The organism is Massilia sp. Root351 (assembly GCF_001425045.1).
Taxonomy (GTDB): domain Bacteria; phylum Pseudomonadota; class Gammaproteobacteria; order Burkholderiales; family Burkholderiaceae_D; genus Rugamonas.
The window spans coordinates 145087-167640 of sequence record NZ_LMDJ01000032.1 but is presented as its reverse complement, the minus strand read 5'-3'; the positions used below and the strand labels follow the sequence as shown (position 1 = coordinate 167640).

At 65.0% G+C, this 22554-nt stretch carries 23 protein-coding genes and 1 tRNA gene; 21 read left to right on the top strand and 3 right to left on the bottom strand.

Annotated elements, in window-relative coordinates; translation table 11 throughout:
- Window positions 1-410: 410 nt before the first annotated feature.
- The 15 genes from ASD15_RS23675 (at window position 411) to ASD15_RS23605 (ending at window position 15290) form a co-directional block, all read left to right on the top strand.
- Window positions 411-1073 carry an energy transducer TonB gene (locus tag ASD15_RS23675; protein ID WP_057157499.1) on the top strand — a complete coding sequence of 221 codons (663 nt, stop codon included), beginning with the start codon at window positions 411-413 and terminating at the stop codon, window positions 1071-1073.
- An 81-nt stretch (window positions 1074-1154) separates the two neighbouring features.
- Complete coding sequence (locus ASD15_RS23670) at window positions 1155-2084, top strand: MotA/TolQ/ExbB proton channel family protein (RefSeq protein ID WP_082552103.1); 930 nt, start codon at window positions 1155-1157, stop codon at window positions 2082-2084.
- A 5-nt stretch (window positions 2085-2089) separates the two neighbouring features.
- Window positions 2090-2515, top strand: a complete 426-nt coding sequence (locus tag ASD15_RS23665) for a biopolymer transporter ExbD (RefSeq protein ID WP_025595585.1) — start codon at window positions 2090-2092, stop codon at window positions 2513-2515.
- A gap of 80 nt (window positions 2516-2595) precedes the next feature.
- Complete coding sequence (locus tag ASD15_RS23660; RefSeq protein WP_200954073.1) at window positions 2596-3024, top strand: biopolymer transporter ExbD; 429 nt, start codon at window positions 2596-2598, stop codon at window positions 3022-3024.
- A 68-nt stretch (window positions 3025-3092) separates the two neighbouring features.
- Window positions 3093-4316, top strand: a complete 1224-nt coding sequence (locus ASD15_RS23655; RefSeq protein WP_057157496.1) for a tetratricopeptide repeat protein — start codon at window positions 3093-3095, stop codon at window positions 4314-4316.
- Window positions 4317-4473: 157 nt separating this feature from the next.
- Window positions 4474-5457, top strand: a complete 984-nt coding sequence (locus ASD15_RS23650) for a bifunctional riboflavin kinase/FAD synthetase (RefSeq protein WP_057157495.1) — start codon at window positions 4474-4476, stop codon at window positions 5455-5457.
- Window positions 5458-5533: 76 nt separating this feature from the next.
- Window positions 5534-8398: an isoleucine--tRNA ligase gene (gene ileS / locus ASD15_RS23645; RefSeq protein WP_057157494.1), complete on the top strand. Its 2865-nt coding sequence runs from the start codon at window positions 5534-5536 to the stop codon at window positions 8396-8398.
- 67 nt (window positions 8399-8465) lie between these two features.
- On the top strand, window positions 8466-8975 hold the full coding sequence (lspA, locus tag ASD15_RS23640; RefSeq protein ID WP_057157493.1) for a signal peptidase II: 510 nt from the start codon (window positions 8466-8468) through the stop codon (window positions 8973-8975).
- A 26-nt stretch (window positions 8976-9001) separates the two neighbouring features.
- The gene (coaBC, locus tag ASD15_RS23635) at window positions 9002-10222 is read left to right on the top strand and encodes a bifunctional phosphopantothenoylcysteine decarboxylase/phosphopantothenate--cysteine ligase CoaBC (protein WP_057157492.1); all 1221 of its coding nucleotides are present in this window, start codon (window positions 9002-9004) and stop codon (window positions 10220-10222) included.
- Between the two features lie 5 nt (window positions 10223-10227).
- Window positions 10228-10677 carry a dUTP diphosphatase gene (dut, locus tag ASD15_RS23630; protein ID WP_057157491.1) on the top strand — a complete coding sequence of 150 codons (450 nt, stop codon included), beginning with the start codon at window positions 10228-10230 and terminating at the stop codon, window positions 10675-10677.
- 55 nt (window positions 10678-10732) lie between these two features.
- The gene (locus ASD15_RS23625; protein ID WP_157201130.1) at window positions 10733-11884 is read left to right on the top strand and encodes a M48 family metallopeptidase; all 1152 of its coding nucleotides are present in this window, start codon (window positions 10733-10735) and stop codon (window positions 11882-11884) included.
- Window positions 11884-12327, top strand: coding sequence for a surface-adhesin E family protein (locus tag ASD15_RS23620; RefSeq protein WP_057157490.1), 444 nt, complete (start codon window positions 11884-11886; stop codon window positions 12325-12327). The genes ASD15_RS23625 and ASD15_RS23620 overlap by 1 nt, the downstream gene beginning before the upstream one ends.
- Window positions 12328-12361: 34 nt before the next feature.
- Entirely contained in the window at window positions 12362-13384 is a 1023-nt protein-coding gene (locus ASD15_RS23615; RefSeq protein WP_057157489.1) for an XdhC family protein, read from the top strand.
- A 113-nt stretch (window positions 13385-13497) separates the two neighbouring features.
- Window positions 13498-14388 (top strand): DMT family transporter, encoded by an 891-nt coding sequence (locus ASD15_RS23610; RefSeq protein WP_057157488.1) that lies wholly within the window; start codon window positions 13498-13500, stop codon window positions 14386-14388.
- Window positions 14385-15290, top strand: coding sequence for a DNA-3-methyladenine glycosylase 2 (locus ASD15_RS23605; protein ID WP_057157487.1), 906 nt, complete (start codon window positions 14385-14387; stop codon window positions 15288-15290). Before ASD15_RS23610 ends, ASD15_RS23605 begins: the two co-directional genes overlap by 4 nt.
- Here the strand turns inward: ASD15_RS23605 and ASD15_RS23600 are convergent, their stop codons facing one another.
- Both ASD15_RS23600 and ASD15_RS23595 read right to left on the bottom strand, forming a co-directional pair.
- Window positions 15291-17549: a hypothetical protein gene (locus tag ASD15_RS23600; protein ID WP_057157486.1), complete on the bottom strand. Its 2259-nt coding sequence runs from the start codon at window positions 17547-17549 to the stop codon at window positions 15291-15293.
- A complete protein-coding gene (locus ASD15_RS23595; RefSeq protein WP_157201129.1) occupies window positions 17546-18337 on the bottom strand; it encodes a hypothetical protein in 792 nt (263 codons plus the stop codon). The genes ASD15_RS23600 and ASD15_RS23595 overlap by 4 nt, the downstream gene beginning before the upstream one ends.
- Window positions 18338-18453: 116 nt before the next feature.
- Between ASD15_RS23595 and ASD15_RS23590 the strand changes: the two genes are divergently transcribed.
- Together ASD15_RS23590 and ASD15_RS32625 are read left to right on the top strand one after the other, a co-directional pair.
- Window positions 18454-18894, top strand: coding sequence for a hypothetical protein (locus ASD15_RS23590; RefSeq protein ID WP_057157484.1), 441 nt, complete (start codon window positions 18454-18456; stop codon window positions 18892-18894).
- A gap of 20 nt (window positions 18895-18914) precedes the next feature.
- Window positions 18915-19052, top strand: coding sequence for a hypothetical protein (locus tag ASD15_RS32625; RefSeq protein WP_157201128.1), 138 nt, complete (start codon window positions 18915-18917; stop codon window positions 19050-19052).
- 54 nt (window positions 19053-19106) lie between these two features.
- On the opposite strand, the gene ASD15_RS23585 is transcribed toward ASD15_RS32625, so the two are convergent.
- Window positions 19107-19183 (bottom strand) — tRNA-Met (locus ASD15_RS23585).
- 186 nt (window positions 19184-19369) lie between these two features.
- Between ASD15_RS23585 and ASD15_RS23580 the strand changes: the two genes are divergently transcribed.
- The 4 genes from ASD15_RS23580 (at window position 19370) to ASD15_RS23565 (ending at window position 22548) form a co-directional block, all read left to right on the top strand.
- Window positions 19370-19945 carry an NUDIX hydrolase gene (locus ASD15_RS23580; protein WP_057157483.1) on the top strand — a complete coding sequence of 192 codons (576 nt, stop codon included), beginning with the start codon at window positions 19370-19372 and terminating at the stop codon, window positions 19943-19945.
- On the top strand, window positions 19942-20676 hold the full coding sequence (gene aat, locus ASD15_RS23575; RefSeq protein WP_057157482.1) for a leucyl/phenylalanyl-tRNA--protein transferase: 735 nt from the start codon (window positions 19942-19944) through the stop codon (window positions 20674-20676). Before ASD15_RS23580 ends, aat begins: the two co-directional genes overlap by 4 nt.
- A gap of 67 nt (window positions 20677-20743) precedes the next feature.
- Window positions 20744-21472: an arginyltransferase gene (locus ASD15_RS23570; RefSeq protein ID WP_057157481.1), complete on the top strand. Its 729-nt coding sequence runs from the start codon at window positions 20744-20746 to the stop codon at window positions 21470-21472.
- A gap of 32 nt (window positions 21473-21504) precedes the next feature.
- Window positions 21505-22548 (top strand): quinone-dependent dihydroorotate dehydrogenase, encoded by a 1044-nt coding sequence (locus tag ASD15_RS23565; protein ID WP_057157480.1) that lies wholly within the window; start codon window positions 21505-21507, stop codon window positions 22546-22548.
- Window positions 22549-22554: the final 6 nt, after the last annotated feature.

Here is a 22554-nt window from a genome sequence, read left to right as displayed (position 1 = left end):
AGACCACCTTAACGAGCGCCCGTCAGCAAAATTCTTCTATACTATTCATATTGCAAGTGTACTTGAGTTGCAAGCAAGCAACGGTGGGGACCAACTTTTGCACGGCTGGCCTGACCAATTCCGTAATTTAATTCCGTTTTTTGGCGGAATAATAAACATCGTGAAGGGGCGAAAAAATACTCCCCAAAAACGTGCCGGGAAGTCTTGCTTTTTGTGCCAGAACGGTGCAGCGGCGGGCCGGAAAACGCAGCTAAGCACATGAAATTTAACCGGTTTTAGGAAGCAAAATTCTATGTAAATTGAGGAATTCGTATGTATAATTCGCCGACGTCCCGGATGCGGCTGGAGCTTTTTGTCGCCATAACGGGGTTCGAGGTAGTACAAAAGAGTTGGTATTGGAGAAAGCAGGCATGAATTTCACGCATAACGAGAAGGACGCCAAGAAGAATCTAACTGGCATAACCATCGTGGTCTTGTTGCACATCCTGGTGGCTTACGGGATCGTGTCGGGACTGGGTAAACGCTTGGTCGCCAAAATGGTCGAACCCGTAGAAACCAAGATCATCGAGGAAGTGGCACCACCTCCTCCAAAAGAACTGCCGCCACCGCCACCACCACCAGAGATGAAGGCTCCACCACCGCCCTTCATTCCTCCGGTTGAGGTGAACGTGCAGCAGCCGCCGCCGCAGCAAAACGTGATCGCTAACGCGACCAACGTGAAACCTGCGACGAACGAACTGCAGAAAGCGCCGCCAGCTGCTCCGCCAGCACCGCCAGCGCCGCCTGCAAAATCGGTACACGTGCCTGCAGTTGCCGACTTCAACACTTGCGCAAAACCAGAGTGGCCTAAATCCTCCCTGCGCAATGAAGAAACCGGTACGGTCACGTTATCGTTCCTGATTGGTGTAGACGGCCATGTCGTCGAATCCAAATTAGTGAAATCCAGTGGCTTCAGGGATTTGGACAAAGCCGCAATCGCGGGTATTTCCAAGTGCCGTTTCAAGCCTGGCATGACCGACGGCAAGCCGGAGCAAGCGTGGATGCAAATGCAATACGTCTGGACGCTGGAATAAAAACCGGGGCAGCAGTTACGTCCCACTTAGTACTTCGTTGACATTTCAGCGAACTGATTATTTTATCAATTTGGAGGAAGCATGTTTAAGAATACCCGTTTGTCCGCTGTACTGGCCGCTGTGCTGTTCTCGGTGACCGCAGCATCCGCTCTGGTCAGCGCCCCAGCCATGGCCGACGCGCCTGCCTCGGCAGCCGCTTCGGCACCTGCAGCGGCTCCAGCGGATGCAGCGGCAGCTCCAGCAGCTCCAGCAGCAGACGCAGCAGCTCCAGCAGCACCGGCCGCAGCAGCACCAGCAGGCCACGAAGAAGTTGAAAACCCATTCGGCTTCGAAGCCGTCTGGAACGGTGGTTTCGTTTCCCGTGGCACCCTGATCATCCTGACCATCATGTCGATGGGTTCGTGGTACATCATCGTGACCAAACTGATCGACCAGATGAAGATCTTCAAGCAGTCGAAAGAATCGGCCGCCAAGTTCTGGAAAGCATCGTCGATCGCTGCCGGCGCCGCCACCCTGACCGAAGGCTCGCCATTCCGCTTCATCGCTGAAACCGGCACCAAGGCCACCGCGCACCACGACGGCGCCCTGCTGGAACAAATCGACCTGTCGACCTGGGTAACCATGTCCATCCAGCGCGCTGTTGACAAAGTTCAATCGCGTCTGCAAGACGGCCTGTCGTTCCTGGCAACCGTGGGCTCGACCGCACCGTTCATCGGTCTGTTCGGTACCGTTTGGGGTATTTACAATGCACTGATCAACATCGGTATGACCGGTAACGCGTCGATCGACAAAGTGGCAGGCCCAGTGGGTGAAGCACTGATCATGACCGCCTTCGGTCTGTTCGTGGCAGTTCCAGCCGTGCTGGGTTACAACTGGCTGGTGCGTCGTAACAAAACCGCAATGGAAGACGTGCGCGCCTTCTCCGCCGACGTGCACTCGGTGCTGATCTCGGGCGCCATGTCGACCGCTGACTCGGCCATCCGTGCTGGCGGCGCTAAAAAGATTGGATAATAACCATGTCGATGTCCGTAGGCTCCGATAGCGGAGAAGATCAGGTAATGTCAGAAATCAACACGACGCCCCTCGTGGACATCATGTTGGTTCTGCTGATTATCTTTCTGATTACGAGCCCGGTCGTTCTCAAACTGCAGAAAATCAAGCTGCCGGAAGAGACCAACCAGGTAATTCAGACCAAACCGGAAGACGTCAACATCGTTGTTAACAAGGATGGCGACATCTACTGGAATCAAAAGAAAATGGCGGACACGAATGAGTTGTTCGATTTTCTGAAAAAAGAGGCCGTGAAACTGCCGCAGCCGGAAGTACACGTACGGGGTGACCAAGAAACCAAGTACGAAGCCATCGGCAAGGTCATCTTCACGACCCAGCGTGCTGGTATCCAGAAGGTTGGTTTCATCACCGAACCGCCTGACAAGGGTTAAGGCTGCGGCCCAAGACCCTCGATGCCCCGGCCGGCAAGGTGGCCGGGGCAGGTCCAGTCACCTTCTACAAAGGAAATACCATGAGTATGAATGTCGGTTCGCCGGCCGCTGGCGCGGATCCCGAACCAATGATGGAAATGAACATGACGCCGCTGATCGACGTCATGCTGGTACTGATCATCATGCTGATCATCACCATTCCGAAAGCGAATCACTCGGTCAACTTGAACATGCCGGTGGGCACCCCGCCACCGCCGACCAAGGACCCCGTGGTGATCACGATTGACGTCGACTTCGACGGGACGATTCTGTGGGATAACCAGGTTGTGCCTGACCGCGCGACCCTGGAATCGAAACTGGTCGCCGTGGCAGCGCAAGCTGACCAGCCTGAGGTGCATCTGCGCCCCAACAAGCTGGTGTCGTACAAATCGGTGGCAGGCGTGATGGCTTCGGCCCAGCGTCTGGGTGTGACCAAGATTGGTCTGGTCGGCAACGAGCAGTTCCAGTAATCCGTACTATTTTCCGCGATAGGCAGGTCTTCCTGCCTATTTCGTTTTTACAGAAAGAATACTTCCTCATGACCAAGTTTCGTCTCGCTCATCTCGGCCTGGTGATGGCCGCCATCGGTTTTACCGCTGCCGCCCCGTTGACCGGTCTGACCTCGGTCGCCTACGCTGCTGACGCCGTCAGCGCCGCCGTCGGCAAACCGCTGCAGGAAGCACAGAAGCTGACGAGCTCCGGCAAGCACAAGGAAGCGCTGGCCAAACTGAAGGAAGCCGACGCAGTTGGCGGCAAAACCGAATTCGAGAAATACCAGATTGAGCGCGTGCGCGCCGCGGCCGCCGCCGCCGCCCGCGACAACGACACCGCGATCCGCGCCTTCGAGGCCGTGATCAACTCCGGCCGCCTGTCGGGCAGCGAAAGCGCCAACTTCACCAAGGGCCTGGCCGGCATGTACTACGGCGCCAAGGACTACCCGAAAGCGATCACCTGGATCCAGCGCGCGCTGAAGGACAACCCGAACGACGCCACCATGCACGACCTGCTGGTGCAGACCTACTACATCAGCGGCAAGTACGCCGAAGCGGCCAAGGAACTGCAGGCCGGCGGCAAGCAGTCCGAATCGAACCTGCAGATGCTGGCCAATATCCAGCTCAAGCAGAACGACAAGGCCGGCTACGTGGCCACCCTGGAAAAGCTGGCCGGCAGCTACCCGAAAACCAGCTACTGGGCCGACCTGCTGAACCGCGTGGCCGGCAAGCCTGGCTTCTCGAGCACGCTGAACCTGGACCTGCTGCGCCTGAAACTGGCGCTGGGCCTGCTGGCCAAGCCCAACGAGTACATGGAAATGGGCCAGCTGGCGCTGCAGGTGGCCAATCCGGCCGAAGCACTGAAGGTGATCGACCAGGGCTACAAGAAGGGCGCCCTGGGCACCGGCGCCGACGCCGGCCGCCACCAGCGCCTGAAAGACCTGGCCGTGAAGACCGAAGCGGAAGCGGTGAAGAACCGCGCCGCCGCTGAAGCCGAGTTCATCAAGAACAAGGACGCCGACGGCCTGGCCAACCTGGGCTACGCCATGGTTTCCGAAGGCAAGGGCGACGCCGGCCTGAAGCTGATCGACCAGGCCATCAAGTTCGGCACCGCGCGCCGTCCGGAAGAAATGAAGCTGCACTACGGCCAGGCGCAAGCGATTGCCGGCAAGAAAGCCGCCGCTGTCAGCACGCTGAAGTCGGTCAAGGGCACGGCGGGCGAAGCCGAACTGGCCCGCTACAACATCATGCAGATCAACCACCCGATGTAATTCCCGCTGCGGGAAGCGAAGCGCTGCCGGCTCACGCCCGCGGCGCTTTTTTGCTTTTATAGGGTGCAGCGCGGCGTTTCGCAGTGTTTCCCCATGTGAATCCGGCCAACAGTCCGTATAATCCCCCATTTAGCCCAGTTTTTCGCTCCAGATTCCCATGAAGGTATTTCGCGGACTTCCCAATGCAGCGGCGCGCGCGCCCTGCGCGCTGACGATAGGCAACTTCGACGGCGTCCACCTCGGCCACCAGGCGCTGCTGGCGCAGGTGCGCGCCGCGGCCGACCAACTGGGCCTGGAGGCCGCCGTGATGACCTTCGAGCCGCACCCGCGCGAGTTCTTCGCGCGCAAGGCCGGCGACCTGAGCAAGGCCCCGGCCCGCATCGCCAACCTGCGCGACAAGCTGCAATCGCTGGAGGACAATGGCATCGACCGCGTCATCGTCGAGCATTTCAGCAATGCCTTCGCCTCGCTCACGCCGCAGGAATTCACCGAAAACGTGCTGGTCGATGGCCTGCACGTGAAATGGCTGATGGTGGGCGACGACTTCTGCTACGGCGCGCGCCGCGCCGGCAACGTGGCCATGCTGATCGAAGCGGGCCGGCAATACGGCTTCGAAGTGCACACCCTGCCCACGGTAATGAAAGGCGCCACCCGCATCTCCTCCTCGGCGGTGCGCGCCGCGCTGTCCGAAGGCGACTTCGCGCACGCCGAACAGCTGCTGGGCCACCCCTACGCGATTTCCGGCCACGTGATCCACGGGGCCAAGCTGGGCCGCACCATCGGCTATCCCACGCTGAACCTGCGCGTGCCGCACCGCCCTGCCCTGGGCGGCATCTTCATCGTGCAGGTGCACGGCCTGGACGACAGCCGCGGGCCGCTGCCGGCCGTGGCCAGCCTGGGCGTGCGCCCCACCGTGGAAGACGCCGGGCGCGTGCTGCTGGAAGTGCACATCTTCGACTACGCGCAGTCCTGCTACGGCAAGAACGTGCGCGTGGAATTCCTGCAGAAGATACGGGACGAAGAGAAGTTCATCGACCTGCCCACCCTGACGGCGGCCATCGACCGCGACGCCGAACTGGCGCGCGCGTGGTTCGCGCGGCGCACCAGCAGCGGCGCCGTCAACGCCACCGACCGAATTTGACGCCGGCATGGCGCCCCCCGTGCGCCAACCCGGCAGTCGCCCCACAGCACACAGATACACACACTTAAAGATCGCTATGTCCGACAACAAACCCAAGAAGGCTGAAAGCAAGTACCCGGTCAATATGACCGAAACCCCGTTCCCGATGCGCGGCGACCTCGCCAAGCGCGAGCCGAACTGGGTCAAAGACTGGCAAGAGAAGAAGATCTACCACCGCATCCGCAAGGCGGCCGCAGGCCGTCCGAAGTTCGTGCTGCACGACGGCCCGCCGTACGCCAACGGCGACATCCACATCGGCCACGCCGTCAACAAGGTGCTGAAGGACATGGTGGTGAAAGCCCGCACCATGGCCGGCTTCGACGCGCCCTATGTTCCTGGCTGGGATTGCCACGGCATGCCGATCGAGATCCAGATCGAAAAACTGCACGGCAAGAACCTGCCCACCGCCGACGTGCTGACCAAGGCCCGCGCCTACGCCTACGAGCAGGTCGAGCGCCAGAAAAAGGACTTCATCCGCCTGGGCGTGCTGGGCGAGTGGGAGAACCCCTACCTGACCATGAACTACTCCAACGAAGCCGACGAGCTGCGCGCGCTCGGCAAGCTGCTGGAGAAGGGCTACGTCTACCGCGGCCTGAAGCCGGTGAACTGGTGCTTCGACTGCGGCTCGGCGCTGGCCGAAGCGGAAGTGGAATACCAGAACAAGCGCGACCCGGCCATCGACGTCGGCTTCGCCTTCCATGAATTCGACAAGCTGGCCAAGGCCTTCGACCTGCCGGCCCTGCCGACGCAGAACGGCTTCATCGTGATCTGGACCACCACGCCGTGGACCATCCCGTCCAACCAGGCGCTGAACGTGCACGCCGAAGTGAAGTACGCGCTGGTGCAGGCCGAACGCGACGGCCAGCCGCTGCTGCTGATCCTGGCGCAAGACCTGGTGGAATCCTGCCTGGCGCGCTACAAGCTCGAAGGCACCACCATCGGCACCTGCATGGGCCAGGACCTGGCCGGCATCAGCTTCAAGCACCCGCTGCACGCGCGCGACGCCTTCTACGACCGCCTGTCGCCGGTCTACCTGGCCGACTACGTCACCACCGAGAGCGGTACCGGCGTGGTGCACTCGGCGCCCGCCTACGGCCAGGACGACTTCATCTCCTGCAAGGCGCACGGCATGAAGGACGACGAGATCCTGAAACCGGTGATGGGCGACGGCAAGTACGTGCCGACCCTGCCGCTGTTCGGCGGCCTGACCATCTGGGAAGCCTCCAAGCCGATCTGCGACGCGCTAAGGGTAGCGGGCGCGCTGTTCGAGCTGAAGATGTTCGACCACAGCTATATGCACTGCTGGCGCCACAAGACCCCCATCGTCTACCGCGCCACCTCGCAGTGGTTCGCCGGCATGGACGCGCACCCGAAGGACGGCGGCCCGACCCTGCGCCAGACCGCCCTCAAGGCCATCGACGAAACGCAATTCTTCCCGGACTGGGGCCAGGCGCGCCTGCACGGCATGATCGCCAACCGTCCGGACTGGACCCTGTCGCGCCAGCGCCAGTGGGGCGTGCCGATGGCCTTCTTCATCCACAAGGAAAGCGGCGACCTGCACCCGCGCACCCCGGAGCTGCTGGAACAGGTGGCGCAGCTGATCGAGAAGAACGGCATCGACGCCTGGCTGTCGCTGGACCCGGCCACCTTGCTGGGCGAGGACGCCGCCCTGTACGAGAAGAACAAGGACACCCTGGACGTGTGGTTCGACTCCGGCACCACGCACCAGACCGTGCTGCGCGGCTCGCACAAAGGGCAGAGCGCCTTCCCGGCCGACCTGTACCTGGAAGGCTCGGACCAGCACCGCGGCTGGTTCCACTCCTCGCTGCTGACCTCCTCCATGCTGAACGGCGCGGCGCCCTACAAGGCGCTGCTGACGCACGGCTTCGTGGTGGACGGCGAAGGCAAGAAGATGTCCAAGTCGATCGGCAACACCGTCTCGCCGCAGGACGTGTCGAACAAGCTGGGCGCCGACATCCTGCGCCTGTGGGTGGCCGCCACCGACTACACCGGCGAACTGTCGATCTCCGACGAGATCCTCAAGCGCGTGACCGAATCGTACCGCCGCATCCGCAACACGCTGCGCTTCCTGCTGGCCAACACCTCGGACTTCGATCCGAAAGCGAACGCCGTGCCGGTGGCCGAGCTGCTGGAGATCGACCGCTACGCGCTGGCCGACATGGCGCGCCTGCAGGCCGAGATCGCCAGGCACTATGAGAACTACGAGTTCCACCCGGTGGTGTCCAAGCTGCAGAACTACTGCTCGGAAGACCTGGGCGGCTTCTACCTGGACATCCTGAAGGACCGCCTGTACACCTCCGCCGTGGACTCGCAGCAGCGTCGCTCGGCGCAGACCGCGTTGTGGCACATCACGCAAAGCCTGCTGCGCCTGATGTCGCCGATGCTGTCCTTCACCGCCGAGGAAGCGTGGGCCGTGTTCGCCGGCAGCGACGCCTACAACGCCAGCGACGAGACCATCTTCACGCAGACCTGGTGGGAGCTGCCGGCCGTGGCCGACTCGGAAGCCCTGCTGGCCAAGTACGCCGCCCTGCGCGACGTGCGCACCGGCGTGACCAAGCAGCTGGAAGACCTGCGCACCTCGGGCGCCATCGGCTCCTCGCTGCAGGCCGAGCTGGAGATCAAGGCGGCCGGCGACAAGTACCAGCTGCTGGCCAGCCTGGATGAGGACCTGAAATTCGTCTTCATCACCTCGCAGGCCAAGGCAGTGCAAGTGGCTTCGGAAGCCGAGGAGGCGGTGGCGGTGGCCGCATCGGCAGCGGCCAAGTGCGAACGCTGCTGGCACTACCGCGCCGACGTGGGCGCACACGCCGACCACCCGACGCTGTGCGGCCGCTGCCACAGCAATCTGTTCGGAGCGGGCGAGAAGCGCAAGTTCGCTTAAACTCCCCGGCGGGTTACGCGCAGCACCGCTGCGCTAACCCGCCCTACGCAACCCTATCCTGACCTCCATGGCATCCAAACCAAAAAGCTTTTCCTCCAAGTCCTCCTCCGGCGGCCTGACGCCATGGCTGGGCATTGCCTTCATCGTGCTGCTGCTCGACCAGATCACCAAGATCACCGTCAACAAGACCTTCCGCTGGGGCGAGGAAGTGGTGGTGACGCCCTTCTTCAACCTGGTGCTGGCCTATAACAGGGGCGCTGCGTTCAGCTTCCTGCAAAACGAGAGCGGCTGGCAGCGCTACTTCTTCACCGCCATCGGCATAGGCGCAGCCCTGTTCATCGTCTACCTGCTGAAAAAGCACGCCGGCCAGCGCATGTTCTGCTGGGCCCTGGCGCTGATCCTGGGTGGCGCGGTCGGCAACGTGATCGACCGCATCCTGTACGGCCACGTGGTCGATTTTCTGGACTTCCACTGGAAGGGCATCGGCCACTTCCCGGCCTTTAATATCGCCGACTCGGCCATCTGCGTCGGCGCCGCGCTGTTCATCCTGGATGAACTGCGCAGGGTGAACAAGTAAGTAGCCGCAGTAAATAAGGAATAGTTATGGAATTGACCGGCAAAAAAATCGTCCTCGGCCTGTCCGGCGGCGTGGCCTGCTACAAGGCGGCCGAGCTGTGCCGCGCACTCACGCGCGAAGGCGCTTGCGTGCAAGTGGTGATGACCGACGCGGCCACCCACTTCATCACCGCCGTCACCATGCAGGCCCTGTCCGGCAAGCCGGTCTACACCAGCCAGTGGGACCCGCGCGTGGACAACAACATGGCCCACATCGACGTCACCCGCAACGCCGACGCGATCCTGATCGCGCCCTGCTCGGCCGACTTCATCTACAAGCTGGCGCACGGCGTGTGCGACGACCTGCTCTCGACCATGTGCCTGGCACGCCCGCGCACCGTGCCGCTGCTGGTGGCGCCGGCCATGAACGTGGAAATGTGGCAGAACCCGGCCACCCAGCGCAACGTCCAGCAGATCAAGGACGACGGCGTGCAGGTGTTCGGTCCCGCCGCCGGCGAACAGGCTTGCGGCGAAGTGGGCCTGGGCCGCATGCTCGAAGCCGAGCAGCTGCTGGCCGAACTGATCGCCGCCTTCCAGCCGAAGGTGCTGGCCGGCAAGCGCATCCTGATCACCGCCGGTCCGACCTTCGAAGCCATCGACCCGGTGCGCGGCATCACCAACCTGTCCTCGGGCAAGATGGGCTACGCCGTGGCGCGCGCCGCGCGCGAAGCGGGCGCCGACGTGGTGCTGATTTCCGGCCCCACCGCCCTGCCCACGCCATTCGGCGTGCAGCGCATCAACGTGCAAAGCGCGCTGCAGATGCACGACGAGGTGCTGTCGGCGGTGCACGGCCAGCACGTGTTCATCTCGGTGGCCGCCGTGGCCGACTGGCGCGTGGCCAATCCCAGCACGCAGAAGATGAAGAAGAAAGGCGACGGCACCGTGCCGGACCTGAAGTTCGAACAGAACCCGGACATCCTGGCCACCGTGGCCACCCGCACCAACCTGGCCGGCTACCCTTACTGCGTGGGCTTCGCCGCCGAATCGGAGAACCTGCTCGAATACGGCGCGGCCAAGCGCGAGAAGAAAGGCATCCCCCTGCTGGTCGGCAATATCGGCCACCAGACCTTCGGCCAGGACGACAACACCATCATCCTGTTCGACGAGAACGGCCACACCATCCTGCCGCGCGCCGACAAGCTCACGCTGGCGCGCCAGCTGATTTCCGAAATTTCCAAACGCATCGACAAGCACTCGCTGTTCCAATAAGACTCATGAAAACTGTAGACGTCAAAATTCTCGACCCGCGCATGAAAGACCAGCTGCCGGCCTACGCCACCCCCGGCAGCGCCGGCCTTGACCTGCGCGCCTGCATCGACGCGCCCATCGTCATCGAGCCCGGCCAGACCGTGCTGGTGCCCACCGGCCTGGCCATCCACATCGCCGATCCGGGCTACGCCGCCATGATCCTGCCGCGCAGCGGCATGGGCCACAAGAACGGCATTGTGCTTGGGAATCTGGTAGGCTTGATCGACTCCGACTACCAGGGCCAGCTGATGGTATCGACCTGGAACCGGGGTCAAAACACGTTTACGCTGAACCCGATGGAACGCCTGGCGCAACTGATCATCGTGCCGGTACTGCAGGTGGGCTTCAACGTGGTGGACGAATTCGGCGGCAGCGAACGCGGTGAAGGCGGCTTCGGCAGCACCGGCAAACACTAAGGAAAATCGCATGGCAGGCAAGGCGCAAGCGTTGGCATCGGCAACGGCAACGGCAATGATAACGGTAACGGCGGGGGCGGCCCGGGCAGGGGCGGCGCGCACGGGCAGGCCGATCGGCGGCCCGGCAGGCAGGACGCTGGCAACCGCGGCGGCAACGCTGGCGGCGCTGCTGCTGTCGGCCTGCTCCACCTTTGCGCCGCAGGCCACCGCGCCGCAGCCCGGTCCCGCCGTGCCGGCGCCGGCCGAACCGCAGCAGCCGGTGCTCAGCGCCAAGGCCGCCGCCGCGCAGGACGCGCTGCGCGTCATGGTCAACCTGCAAGACCGCCTGTCGCGCGTGTCGGCCCCGCTGCTGATCAACAATGCCGACCTGTGCAAGAGCATGGCGCGCAACCTGCTCGGCTTTACCGCGCAGAACCGCTACTCCTACCCGGGCGAATTCTCGGACGCGGCGCACGCCGTGCTGGGCTACGGCGAACGCCTGCAGGTGAGCTCCGTGCTGGCCGGCAGCGGCGCCGCGCGTGCCGGCCTGCGCAAGGGCGACGGCCTGGTGGCGGTGGAAGGCAAGTCGCTGCCCGGCGGCCCGGACGCCGAGTCGCAAGCGGCCGAGGTGCTCGGTCCGCTGGTGGGCAAACAAGCCGCGCTGGACATGACCGTGGCCCGCAACGGCAACAACCAGACGCTCAAGGTGCCCGTCACGCGCGCCTGCGCCATCCGCGTCCACCTCGGCAATGCCGACAACATCAATTCCTACGCCGACGGCCAGCGCGTGCTGATCACGCGCGGCATGATGAACTTCGCCCAGAGCGACGAGGCCATTGCCTACGTGCTGGCCAAGGACATCGCGCACAATGTGCTGGGCCACGCCGGCGCCATGCGCAATTCGGCCGCAGTCGGCAGCATGATCGACAACCTGGTGCGCACCAGGCCGGACCTGTCGCTGCTGATCGGCAGCGGCGGCATCAAGCCGGTGCCGCAGGACATGGACACGGCGGCCGACAACCTGGCGCTGTACATGCTGGCGCGCGCCGGCTACAACATCGAGCGCGCCAAGCCGTTCTGGCAGCGCCTGTCGTCGCAATACCCGGCCTCCGTGATGAACGGCTATACCGCCCTGCATCCCGCCACCGCCGCCCGTTTCGCAGCCATCGACAAGGGCGTGGCCGAGATCAAGGCCAAGCTGGCGGCGAAGAAACCGCTGGTGCCGTAATGAAGCGCGCCGCCCTGCCGCTGCTGGCGGCGCTGCTCACCGTCTCCCTCGCGCCCGCCCACGCCGCCAACGCGGCCCAGGGCGCCAACTGGAGCAAGCTGTCCGGCAACGGCGCGGCCACGCTCTACATCGACAAGGCCAGCGTGGCCAGGGTGGAGGATGCCGGCGAAGATGCCCGCAAGGCCTGGACCCTGGTCTCCCACAGCAAGCCGCAAACCTCCGCCGACGGCAAGACCTACCGTTCGCTCAAGGCGCAGTACCTGTATTCCTGCAAGGACCACAGCGTGACGCTGCTGGCGCAGACCTTCTACCCGGCCACGCTGGCGCGCGGCGAAGCGGTCGGCAACTTCAAATACGAGCAGTACGACGCTGAAAAGCCGGCGCCCGGCAGCCACGCCGAGGCCGCCCTCAAGTACGTGTGCCGCAAAAAACTGCGGCGCTAAAACGTAATTCCGGCGCCGTAGTATAGTTAAGGCCATGGACAGCATAGACCTCGAAGTACTCAAAACCAGCGCCGCCTGGGTGGCCGCCGGCCACCGCGCCGAGCTGGTCACCGTCATCAAGACCTGGGGTTCCAGCCCGCGCCCGATCGGCGCCACGCTCGCCATCTGCGACGACGGCCGCGTGGTCGGCTCGGTCTCGGGCGGCTGCATCGAGGACGACCTGATCGCCCGGGTGCGCGAGCAGGGCATCACGCGCAGCGTGCCGGAGGTGGTCAGCTACGGCATCACCGCCGACGAGGCGCACCGCTTCGGGCTGCCCTGCGGCGGCACCATTGAACTGGCCATCGAACCGCTGGGCGCGCACAGCCGCATCGCCGAACTGCTGGACATGCTGGAACAGCGCCAGCTGGTCGAGCGCCGCCTGGACCTGGCCACCGGCGCCGTGCAACTGGCGCACACCACGGCCGGCAACGTGCTGGAACTGGGCGCCGGGCAACTGACCACCCAGCACGGCCCGCGCTGGCGCCTGCTCATCATCGGCGCCGGCCAGCTGTCGCGCTTCCTGGCGCAGATCGCCACCGCCATGGACTACCACGTCACCGTGTGCGATCCGCGCGAGGAATACCGCGCCGGCTGGCAGGTGGACGGCGTGCAGCTGGTGCACGCCATGCCGGACGACCTGGTGCTGGAGATGCGGCTGGACCACCGCAGCGCCGTGGTGGCGCTGACGCACGACCCGAAACTGGACGACCTGGCGCTGATGGAAGCGCTCAAGTCGGACGCCTTCTACGTCGGCGCTATCGGCTCGCGCGTGAACAACGCCAAGCGCCGTGAGCGCCTGGTCCAGTTCGACGTAACCGAGGCGCAGCTGGACAAACTGCACGGCCCCATCGGCCTGTACATCGGCAGCAAGACACCGGCCGAAATCGCCATCTCCATCCTGGCCGAAATGACGGCGGTGAAGAACGGTGTGCCGGCCGCGCTGCAAGTGAAGCACGCCGCCTCGCCGGAAGCGCCGTCCACGCCGGACGCGCCGAACGCCTGCGTCGTTACCTGAGCCTTGAGCTGAACGAATTCAACAGCAAGAACCGGCTGGCGCTTATCCCGCGCCGGCCGCACAATGGCGCCGCCTGACCACCCGACAGAGCGGGCCCCTACCGAGACCGTCCCATGAGCACTGCCAATCTGCTGCGCCTTATCCTGCTTGCCGCCATCTGGGGCGGCTCTTTCCTCTTCATGCGCATCGCCGCGCCGGTGCTCGGGCCGGCCGTGCTGATCGAATACCGCGTGGTGTTCGCCTCGCTGTTCCTGCTGGCGGTGGCGCTGATGATGAACAAGCCGCTCGGGCTGCGCCAGAACTGGAAGCACTACCTGATCCTGGGCTTCTTCAATTCAGCCCTGCCCTTCCTGCTGTACGCCTACGCTGCGCGCACCCTGTCGGCCTCCGTGATGGCGGTGCTCAACGCCACCGCGCCGATCTGGGGCGCCGTCATCGGCGCCGTGTGGCAGCGCCAGATGGTCTCCGCGCGCGTGATGCTGGGTCTGGTCATGGGCACCGGCGGCGTGGCGCTGCTGGTCGGCTTCGACCACGCCAGTTCGCGCGAGGGCGCAGGGCTGGCCATCGCCGCCGCGCTGTTCGCCGCCTTCAACTACGGCATCGCCAGCACCTACGCCAAGTCGGCCCGGGCGGTGGAACCGTTCGCCAACGCGCACGGCAGCATGTGGGCAGCCTCGCTGCTGGTGCTGCCCTCGCTGGCCTTCTTCCCCCAGCCCGGCCAGGCCACCGTGGGCATCATGGGCGCCGCGCTGGCGCTGGGCGTGGTGTGCAGCGGCGTGGCCTACCTGCTGTACTACCGCCTGATCCGCGATGTCGGACCGACTTCGGCGCTGACCGTCACCTTTCTCAGCCCGCTGTTCGGCATCCTGCTCGGCACCGCGTTCCTGGGTGAAGTGGTGGGCTGGTACACCGTCGTGGGGTCGGCCATCGTCATTGTCGGCACGGCGCTGGTGACCGGCTTCAAGCCCGGCTTGGGCTGGCTGCGCAAATCGGCCTCCGCATGAAGCACCGCATCGACCTGCCGCACGGCTACCGCCTGCACGACGTGCTGGCCTTCCACAGCCGCGATGCGCAAAGCGTGGCCGAGCAGATCAGCCCGGAGCGGCTGCGCAAAGGCGTGGTGATGGAGGGCGTGCCGCTGGTGCTCGACATCGCATTGGGCAGCGCGGCCGCGCACTATGAGGTACACGCCGACCTGCCCGCCGCGCCGCCAGGCTTGCCGGCCGCGCTGGCTGCGCAAGCGCACGGCGCCGTGCTGAACGTGCTGGGCCTGCGCATCGATCCCCAGCCCTTCCTCGACCTCGCCGCCAACGACACGCTGCTGGGCGAGCTGTCGCGCCGCCAGCCCGGCCTGCGCATCGTGCAATCGGCCACCGTGTTCGAGGCGCTGACCTGGGCCATCATCGGCCAGCAGATCAACCTGCCCTTCGCGATCTCGCTGCGCCGCACCTTCATCCTGCAGGCGGGCACGCAGCACAGCAGCGGCCTGTGGTGCTACCCGGACGCGGCCAGCGCCGCGCGCCTGCAAGTGGAAGACCTCACCAGCCGCAAATTCTCGCGCGCCAAGGCCGAAACCCTGTTGCGCTTCGCCGCGCTGGTGGCCGGCGGCGAACTCGATCTGGCGCCCGGCCCGTCCAACAGCATCGACGACATCGGCAAGGCGCTGCTGGCGGTGAAAGGGATCGGCCCGTGGACCGTCAACTACGGCCTGCTGCGCGGCTACGGCTATCCCGACTGCTCGCTGCACGGCGACGTCGCCATCCGCGCCGCGCTGCAAGCGCTGCTGGGCGAAGACAGCAAGCCGGACATGCCGCGCACCGAAGAAATCCTCAAGCGCTACGCGCCCCACCGCACCATGGCGGCGGCGCACCTGTGGGCCAGCCTGCACCCGCGCCCGGATGACTGATCAGAAGAAGTACCTGGTCTGCCTGGCCCACTTGCTGTTCGGGTAGTTCTTGTGCAGCAGGTTGAACGCCTCCTTCGAGTACTGGCCGCGCAGCTGGTCCTTTTCCTCCTTGTCGGTCCCGTACGGGCACTCCATGCGGGTCGACGCCACCAGGAAATGCAGCGCCTTCGGGGCCTCCTCGTCGGCCGGTTTCTGCCTGGCCCAGGCCAGCAGCGTCGGCGCGATAAACTCCGTGCGCAAGGGCAGCTTGAGCAGCAGCTGCTGCTCCTTGCCCGCCGCCTCGCGCTGCTCCGCGCTCAGGTAGCGCGGCGGCTGCGCCGGATCAGCCTCGGGCTGCTCCAGGCCGCCCGAACGGCAGCCCCAGTTGCGGCTGCGGCCTTGCGCGTCGATCACGGACGGGTTCAGCTCCGGCGTATTCACCAGGATCAGCGCCCCGGCCAGCTTGCGCTCCGCGCCGGAGGCCGCCTTGCGGTAGCGCGCGTACAGGTGCTCGGTGGTCTTGCGTCCTTTGGCCACGCTGTCGAGCAGCGCCAGCGCGGTCGCCTCGTCGTTGAAGATCAGCGCGCGCGCCAGCATGGTTTCCTCCAGCTGCCGTTGCCACTGCTGCGGCAGGCGCGGATGCGCCAGCAGGACGCGCAGCGCGCTGGTGGGGAAGTGGCGGTACACGCTGCGGCCGAAGTCCTCGTCGGTTTCGCCTTCTGCCGGCTTGCTGTCGATCGCCTCGCCCGCTTCGACGGGGTCGGGCTTGCGCGGTGCGGCCTTCAGGAATTCATCGATGCTCCCGGCCGAAAACATCTTCAGCGCCAGATAGCGGTTGCTGGTGGCCACCGACATGGCCTTGCCGTGGCTGGCCATCAGGCGATCGATGTCCTTGTCGGCCTGCGCCGCCTGCTTCTCGGCGATGGCCAACCGCGCCAGGTGGTATTGCAGCGTGACATACAGCGGGTGTTTGGCCGGCACGGCGGCGGCGGCCTTCTTCTCGGCCTCGCTCAATTCGCCGGCGTGGGCCAGCGTCAGCAGCGGCGCCAGCCATATGGCGCCATCGTCCTTCTGCTTTAGCCAGCGCGCGCGCAGGGTCGACAAGGCTTGCGCGCGCGCCTGCTGCACCTCTTTGCTGTTCGGGCTTTCATAGACGTCCAGCGGCGCCTCGGCCTGCATGCTGCCGATCCAGGCCGTCAACGGTTCCTGCGCCAGGATCATGGCGCTGCGCGGCTGCTGGTCCAGCAGCACCAGGTAGTCGCTCAGCAGCCTTGGCGTCTCGGCGCTGAACGGCTCCTGCTCCAGCCGGCGCGCCAGCACCGCGATGCGCGCAACCGGATCGAGGCGCGCGTCCACCAGCGAAATCATCTGCCTGGCCGGCGCGTAGGCGGGCGCCAGCGCCTCCAGTTCCCGGCGCGCCAGCGCCAGCTTCGCCGCGCGGTCCGGCGCCTTGCCGTCCTGCTCCAGCGTGGCGCTGCGTATCAGGCTGCGCGCAGCCAGGTAGCCGCCCAGCGTGCGCCACGGCGATTTGCCATCCTGCGCCACGGCCAGGAACTGCTTGCGCGCCGCGTCGAAATTGCGGGCGTAGAAATGCGCGGCGGCGACCTGGTAAGCCTGGTCGGCCTTCAGCCAGTCCGGCGCATTGGCCGGCACGGCGGGCGGCAGCTGCACCACGCGCTTCGGCTGGGGCGAGCCGTATTGGTAGGCCGGCTCCTCGCAGTTGGCGAACACCGCATCCTGTCCTTGCAGCCAGGCCTTGTGCCATTGATCCGGCTTGCCTCCGGCGCCGAGCTGCGCGCGCGCCTTCATCGTCAGCGCAGCCTGCTTGAACGCGTCGGCATGGCAGTTCACGTAGCTGGCGTGGTCCACGTCCGCCATCACGTCGAGTTTGACTTCCGCCAGGCCCCACTGCCTGGCGTACGCCGCACGCTCCTTCAGCCAGGCGCCGGAACCGTTCTTCTCCGCTTCATAGCTATAGTCCCAGTCGCTGGCTTTGCCCACGTGCCAGCGGTCCAGTTCCAGCGCGGCCAATTGCTGCGGCGTGAGCGGGCGGCCTTTCGCGGCCTGGTACGCCATGTACTGGTAGACGCGCCAATAGGTCCCGGGCAGCACGCCCAGATTGCCGCCCGCGAACTGGGACAGCACGCCGGGCGCCACCTGGAATTCGGATGCGAAGCGGTTGGCGCTGAAGCCGTCGCCGCCGCTGGACAGTGCAGGCTGCGGCAGCGCCGCGAACAGCGCGGCGGCAATGATGGAAGGCAGGATACGGAATCGTTTCATGGATAGGCTGAGTAGGTGTCTGAAGAAATGTCTGCGTAGGTATGCGCCCGCATGGCGCGCCAGCTTGCGGCGGTCCACGGACGGGGAGAAAAGTAATAGCCGCGCGCGGCCACGCTGCGCAGCGGCGGCTCGTCGCTGGCGTAGCCTGCGGCGGCGCGGCAAACGGGCTGTGTGAAACCCTGGCGGTGCAGGCGCTGGCGCAGCGTGTCCTGGCCCGCTCCCATGCGGAAGGCCATCGGCACCACCTCGTCGGCCAGGCCGGCCGGCAGCCAGGCGTCGTCCATGCACCACGAGGCCAGCGCCGTCACCGACAGCGCGATGCGCGGGTCCAGTTGGCGGCGGATCCCGGCGATGGTCTGCGCCAGGAAGGGGCGCTGCGAGCGGCGCACTTCAAAGTCGAGCTGCACCACGCTGCGGTTGCCGCGCTGCGCCACGCGCAGCAGCTCCTGCACGATGCGCGCCGACTGCTGCGCGCTCAGCGCCGGCGGCTCGCGCCACGACGCGTCCACGTGCAGCACCGGCACCAGCGCCGCGCCGTCGGCCAGCAGCAGCGGCGCGGTGCGCGGATGGACCAGCGCGTCCGCGCCGCGCAGCAGGATGGTGGAAGCCACATAGGCCACGCCCACATCGGCCGGCAGCCAGCGCAAGTCCTCCGGCCGCTCCCAGGCCCACAGCATGCGCGCCGGCAGCCGCGCCAGCGCAGGGTGCGCAGCGGAGCCGGCGTGCCCGTCCGCACGGAGCGCGGAACAGGCCAGGAATACGAGCAGGACAAGGAGTGATCGTTGCATAGCCGACATCATAATGGAAACAATGCACCGAATGCACTTCGTCAGCGCTTGATCCCCGCCAAAGCGGGCTGCGGCCCCCTCGGCTATGCTGCCGCCATCCTCCCCGAGGCGCAAACATGGAACTCATTAACTTCCTGGGCTGGTTCCTGCTGAACATCGGCGTCCCGTTGCTCGCCCCTCTAGCGCTGCTGCCGCTCTTGGCTGCAGGCCGTCAGCACAGGGGCAAAGTAAAAGTGCTGCTCAGATGGGCAGTGCAGGATGGCCAACTGTACTGGCCTGTCATCGCAATGTGCGCAGCGGCCTGCCATGAAGCCGCAGGCACGTTCGGGCAATCGCATGATCAAAACAAGGCGGTGTACGCATGGGTAGCGATCAGCTTGCATGTGCTTATCATTGTCGTATCGTCGGTATTGGTCTCAATCAGCACGTCGGATGCAACCGCCGCAAGGCACCGTGATGGGACGAATGCCCTGCCAGGGATAGTGCTAATATCAATCATCGTCGCTGTTATAACAGCCGTTACTTACGCGATGGTTCACTACTATTTGGCGGGATAGGCTCGCGCCGGAGGAAAATCATGAAGCGGTTTGCCGAGTATATTGAGAATCAGGAAAACCGGCACAAACTCACCTATCGATTGGGCATGCTCGTCATCGTCAGCGGGGTGGCCTTTATCCTGTTCTCGCTTTACTTCATTGTTTTCCTGAAAAAGTAAGCGCCGAAACGCAAAAGCCGTTGAACTCTTTCGAATTCAACGGCTTTCTGTATCTGGTTGCGGGGACAGGATTTGAACCTGTGACCTTCGGGTTATGAGCCCGACGAGCTGCCAGACTGCTCCACCCCGCGTCTGTATGAACGTATTATAGGGCAACTGGAGACTTTAGGCAATATCAATCCTAAAATCATCGATGATAGAGCCGATTTATCCTTCCGCAGGCCCGCATAGCTTGCGTTCGCGCTACGCGCAGCGCCTGCAATCGGTGTAAAGTAAGCACTACTGTGACGAGAAACCGCTGACTAGAACCGCCTCCCATGAAATTCTGTTCCGAATGCGCCAACCCGGTCGAGCTGACCATCCCCGCCGGCGACAACCGCCCGCGCTACGTCTGCACCCACTGCACCGCCATCCATTATCAAAACCCCAAGATGGTGCTCGGCTCCATCCCGGTGTGGGAGCGTGACGGCCAGCTGCAGGTGCTGCTGTGCAAGCGCGCCATCGAGCCGCGCTATGGCTACTGGACCCTGCCCGCCGGTTTCATGGAGAACAACGAAACCACAGCCGAAGCGGCGGTGCGCGAAACCGTCGAGGAAGCCGGCGCCAATATCGAACTGGGTCCGCTGTTTTCGCTGATGAACGTGGCGCGCGTGCACCAGGTGCACATGTTCTACCTGGCCACGCTGCGCAACCTCGACTTCGCGCCCGGCGAGGAAAGCCTGGAGGTGCAGCTGTTTACGGAAGCGCAGATCCCGTGGGACGACCTGGCCTTCCCCACCATCCGCAACACGCTGGAACTGTTCTTCGCCGACCGCGCCCGCATGCGCGCCAGCGGCGGCGGCTACGGCTTCCACACCCAGGACATCACGAAACCCATGCGCAGCGACGTATGATCCCCTGGCTCGATGCCCACACTCCCTTCCCCGACGTCTCGCAGGCGCTGACGTCCGACGCGCCCGGCCTGCTGGCCGCCGGCGCCGACCTGTCGCCGGCGCGCCTGCTGGCGGCCTACCAGCGCGGCATCTTCCCCTGGTTTTCCGAGGGACAGCCCATCCTGTGGTGGAGCACCGACCCGCGCATGGTGCTGATGACGGAACGCTTCCGCGTCTCGGACAGCCTGAAAAAAGCCATTAAAAAGGTCCAGCGCAGCGCGGCCGATCCCGCCGGCCGCTGGCAGGTGCGCTTTGACAGCGCCTTCGAGGATGTGATGCGCGCCTGCGCCGCGCCGCGCCGCGACGGCCCCGGCACCTGGATCTCGGACGACATCATCGCCGGCTACACCGGCTTGCACCAGCTGGGCTACGCCCACTCGTCCGAACTGTGGCTGGACGGCGAGCTGGTGGGCGGCGCCTACGGCGTGTGCATCGGCCGCATGTTCTACGGCGAATCCATGTTCGCGCGCGTGACCGACGGCTCCAAGATCGCGCTGGCCTACCTGGTGCATTTCTTGAAACGCAATGGCGTAGCCATGGTGGACTGCCAGCAGGAGACCGGCCACCTGGCCTCGCTGGGCGCAGCCCCGGTTCCGCGCGCACAATTCCTGCAGCACCTGCGCGCCAGCATCGGCCTGCCCGCCATTGCCGACTGGACCCCGTTGCAGCCCTACCCCGGCGCGTCCGATTAGCGTGCAGAGTTCGCAGGTTTCTGCGCTATGATATGCACACGGACACCATTTTTGCCCCGGGAAGCGCATGACGCACCTGAACGACCTGCCATTCGCAACGCTGCAGTTCTACACGACAGCGCCCTACCCTTGCAGCTACCTGGATGAACGCCAGGCCCGCTCGCAAGTGGCCACACCGTCGCACCTCATCAATGCCGACGTGTATTCCGAACTGGTGCGCAACGGCTTCCGCCGCAGCGGCATCTTCACCTACCGGCCCTATTGCGACGGCTGCCAGGCCTGCGTGCCGGTGCGCGTGGTGGCGGAACAATTCCAGCCCACGCGCGGCCAGCGCCGCGCCTGGAACCGCCACAGCGACCTGACGGCGGGCGTGGCCACGCTGTCGTTCTCGGACGAGCACTACGACCTGTACCTGCGCTACCAGAGCACGCGCCACGCCGGCGGCGGCATGGACCAGGACAGCCGCGACCAGTATGCGCAGTTCCTGCTGCAAAGCCGCGTCAACACGCGCCTGGTGGAGTTCCGCGAGCCGGACGGCACGCTGCGCATGGTCAGCATCATCGACGTGCTGTCGGACGGCCTGTCCTCGGTCTACACGTTCTTCGACCCCGAAGTGGAAGGCGCTTCCTACGGCACCTACAACATCGTGTGGCAGATCACCCAGGCGCGCGAGCTGGGCCTGCCCTATGTCTACCTCGGCTACTGGATCGCCGATAGCCCGAAAATGTCGTACAAGATCAATTTCCAGCCGCTGGAGGCGCGCATCAAGGGACAATGGAGTGTCATGGCAAGGTAGAATACGGGCTACTTTTTCCGCCCGCCCCCGCCATGTCCGACAAATTCCTGTACTCCCTCGCCCGCCCCATGCTGTTTTCCATGGACGCGGAAGCCGCCCACCACTTCACGCTGCCCGCGCTCAAGAAGGCCTCCAAACTGGGCCTGACCCGCGCTTTCATGCGTCCGCCCAAGCCGGACCCGCGCACCGTGATGGGCATCCTGTTCAAGAACCCGGTCGGCCTGGCCGCCGGCCTGGACAAGGACGGCGCCTTCATCGACGCGCTGGCCGACCTGGGCTTCGGCTCCATCGAAGTGGGCACGGTCACCCCGCGCGCGCAGCCGGGCAACCCCAAGCCGCGCATGTTCCGCCTGCCGGCCGCGCACGGCATCATCAACCGCATGGGCTTCAACAACGGCGGCGTGGACGCCTTCGTGGCCAACGTGCAGTCCTCGCGCTTCTACCAGAACAAGGAGGGCGTGCTGGGCCTGAACATCGGCAAGAACGCCGACACCCCGATCGAGCGCGCCGCCGACGACTACCTGCACTGCCTGCAGAAGGTCTACCCCTACGCCAGCTACGTGACGGTGAACATCTCCTCGCCCAACACCAAGAACCTGCGCCAGCTGCAGGGCGGCTCCGAGCTCGACGGCCTGCTGGCCCAGCTGAAGGACGCGCAGCAGCGCCTGGCCGACCAGCACAAGCGCTACGTGCCGCTGGCCCTGAAGATCGCGCCGGACATGGACGGCGACCAGGTCAAGAACATCGCCGACGCGCTGCTGCGCCACAAGATCGACGGCGTGATCGCCACCAACACGACCTTGAGCCGCAGCGCCGTGGAAGGCATGCAGCACGGCGCCGAAGCGGGCGGCCTGTCCGGCGCGCCGGTGTTCGAGCTGTCCAACCAGGTGATCCGCGCGCTCAAGGCGGAGCTGGGCGATGCCCTGCCCATCATCGGCGTGGGCGGCATCATGCGCGGCGCGGACGCCAAGGTGAAAATGGACGCCGGCGCGCAGCTGGTGCAGCTGTACAGCGGCCTGATTTACGCCGGCCCCGCGCTGGTGCGCGACTGCGCCGACGCGGTCCGCCGCAAGTAAAGGAGC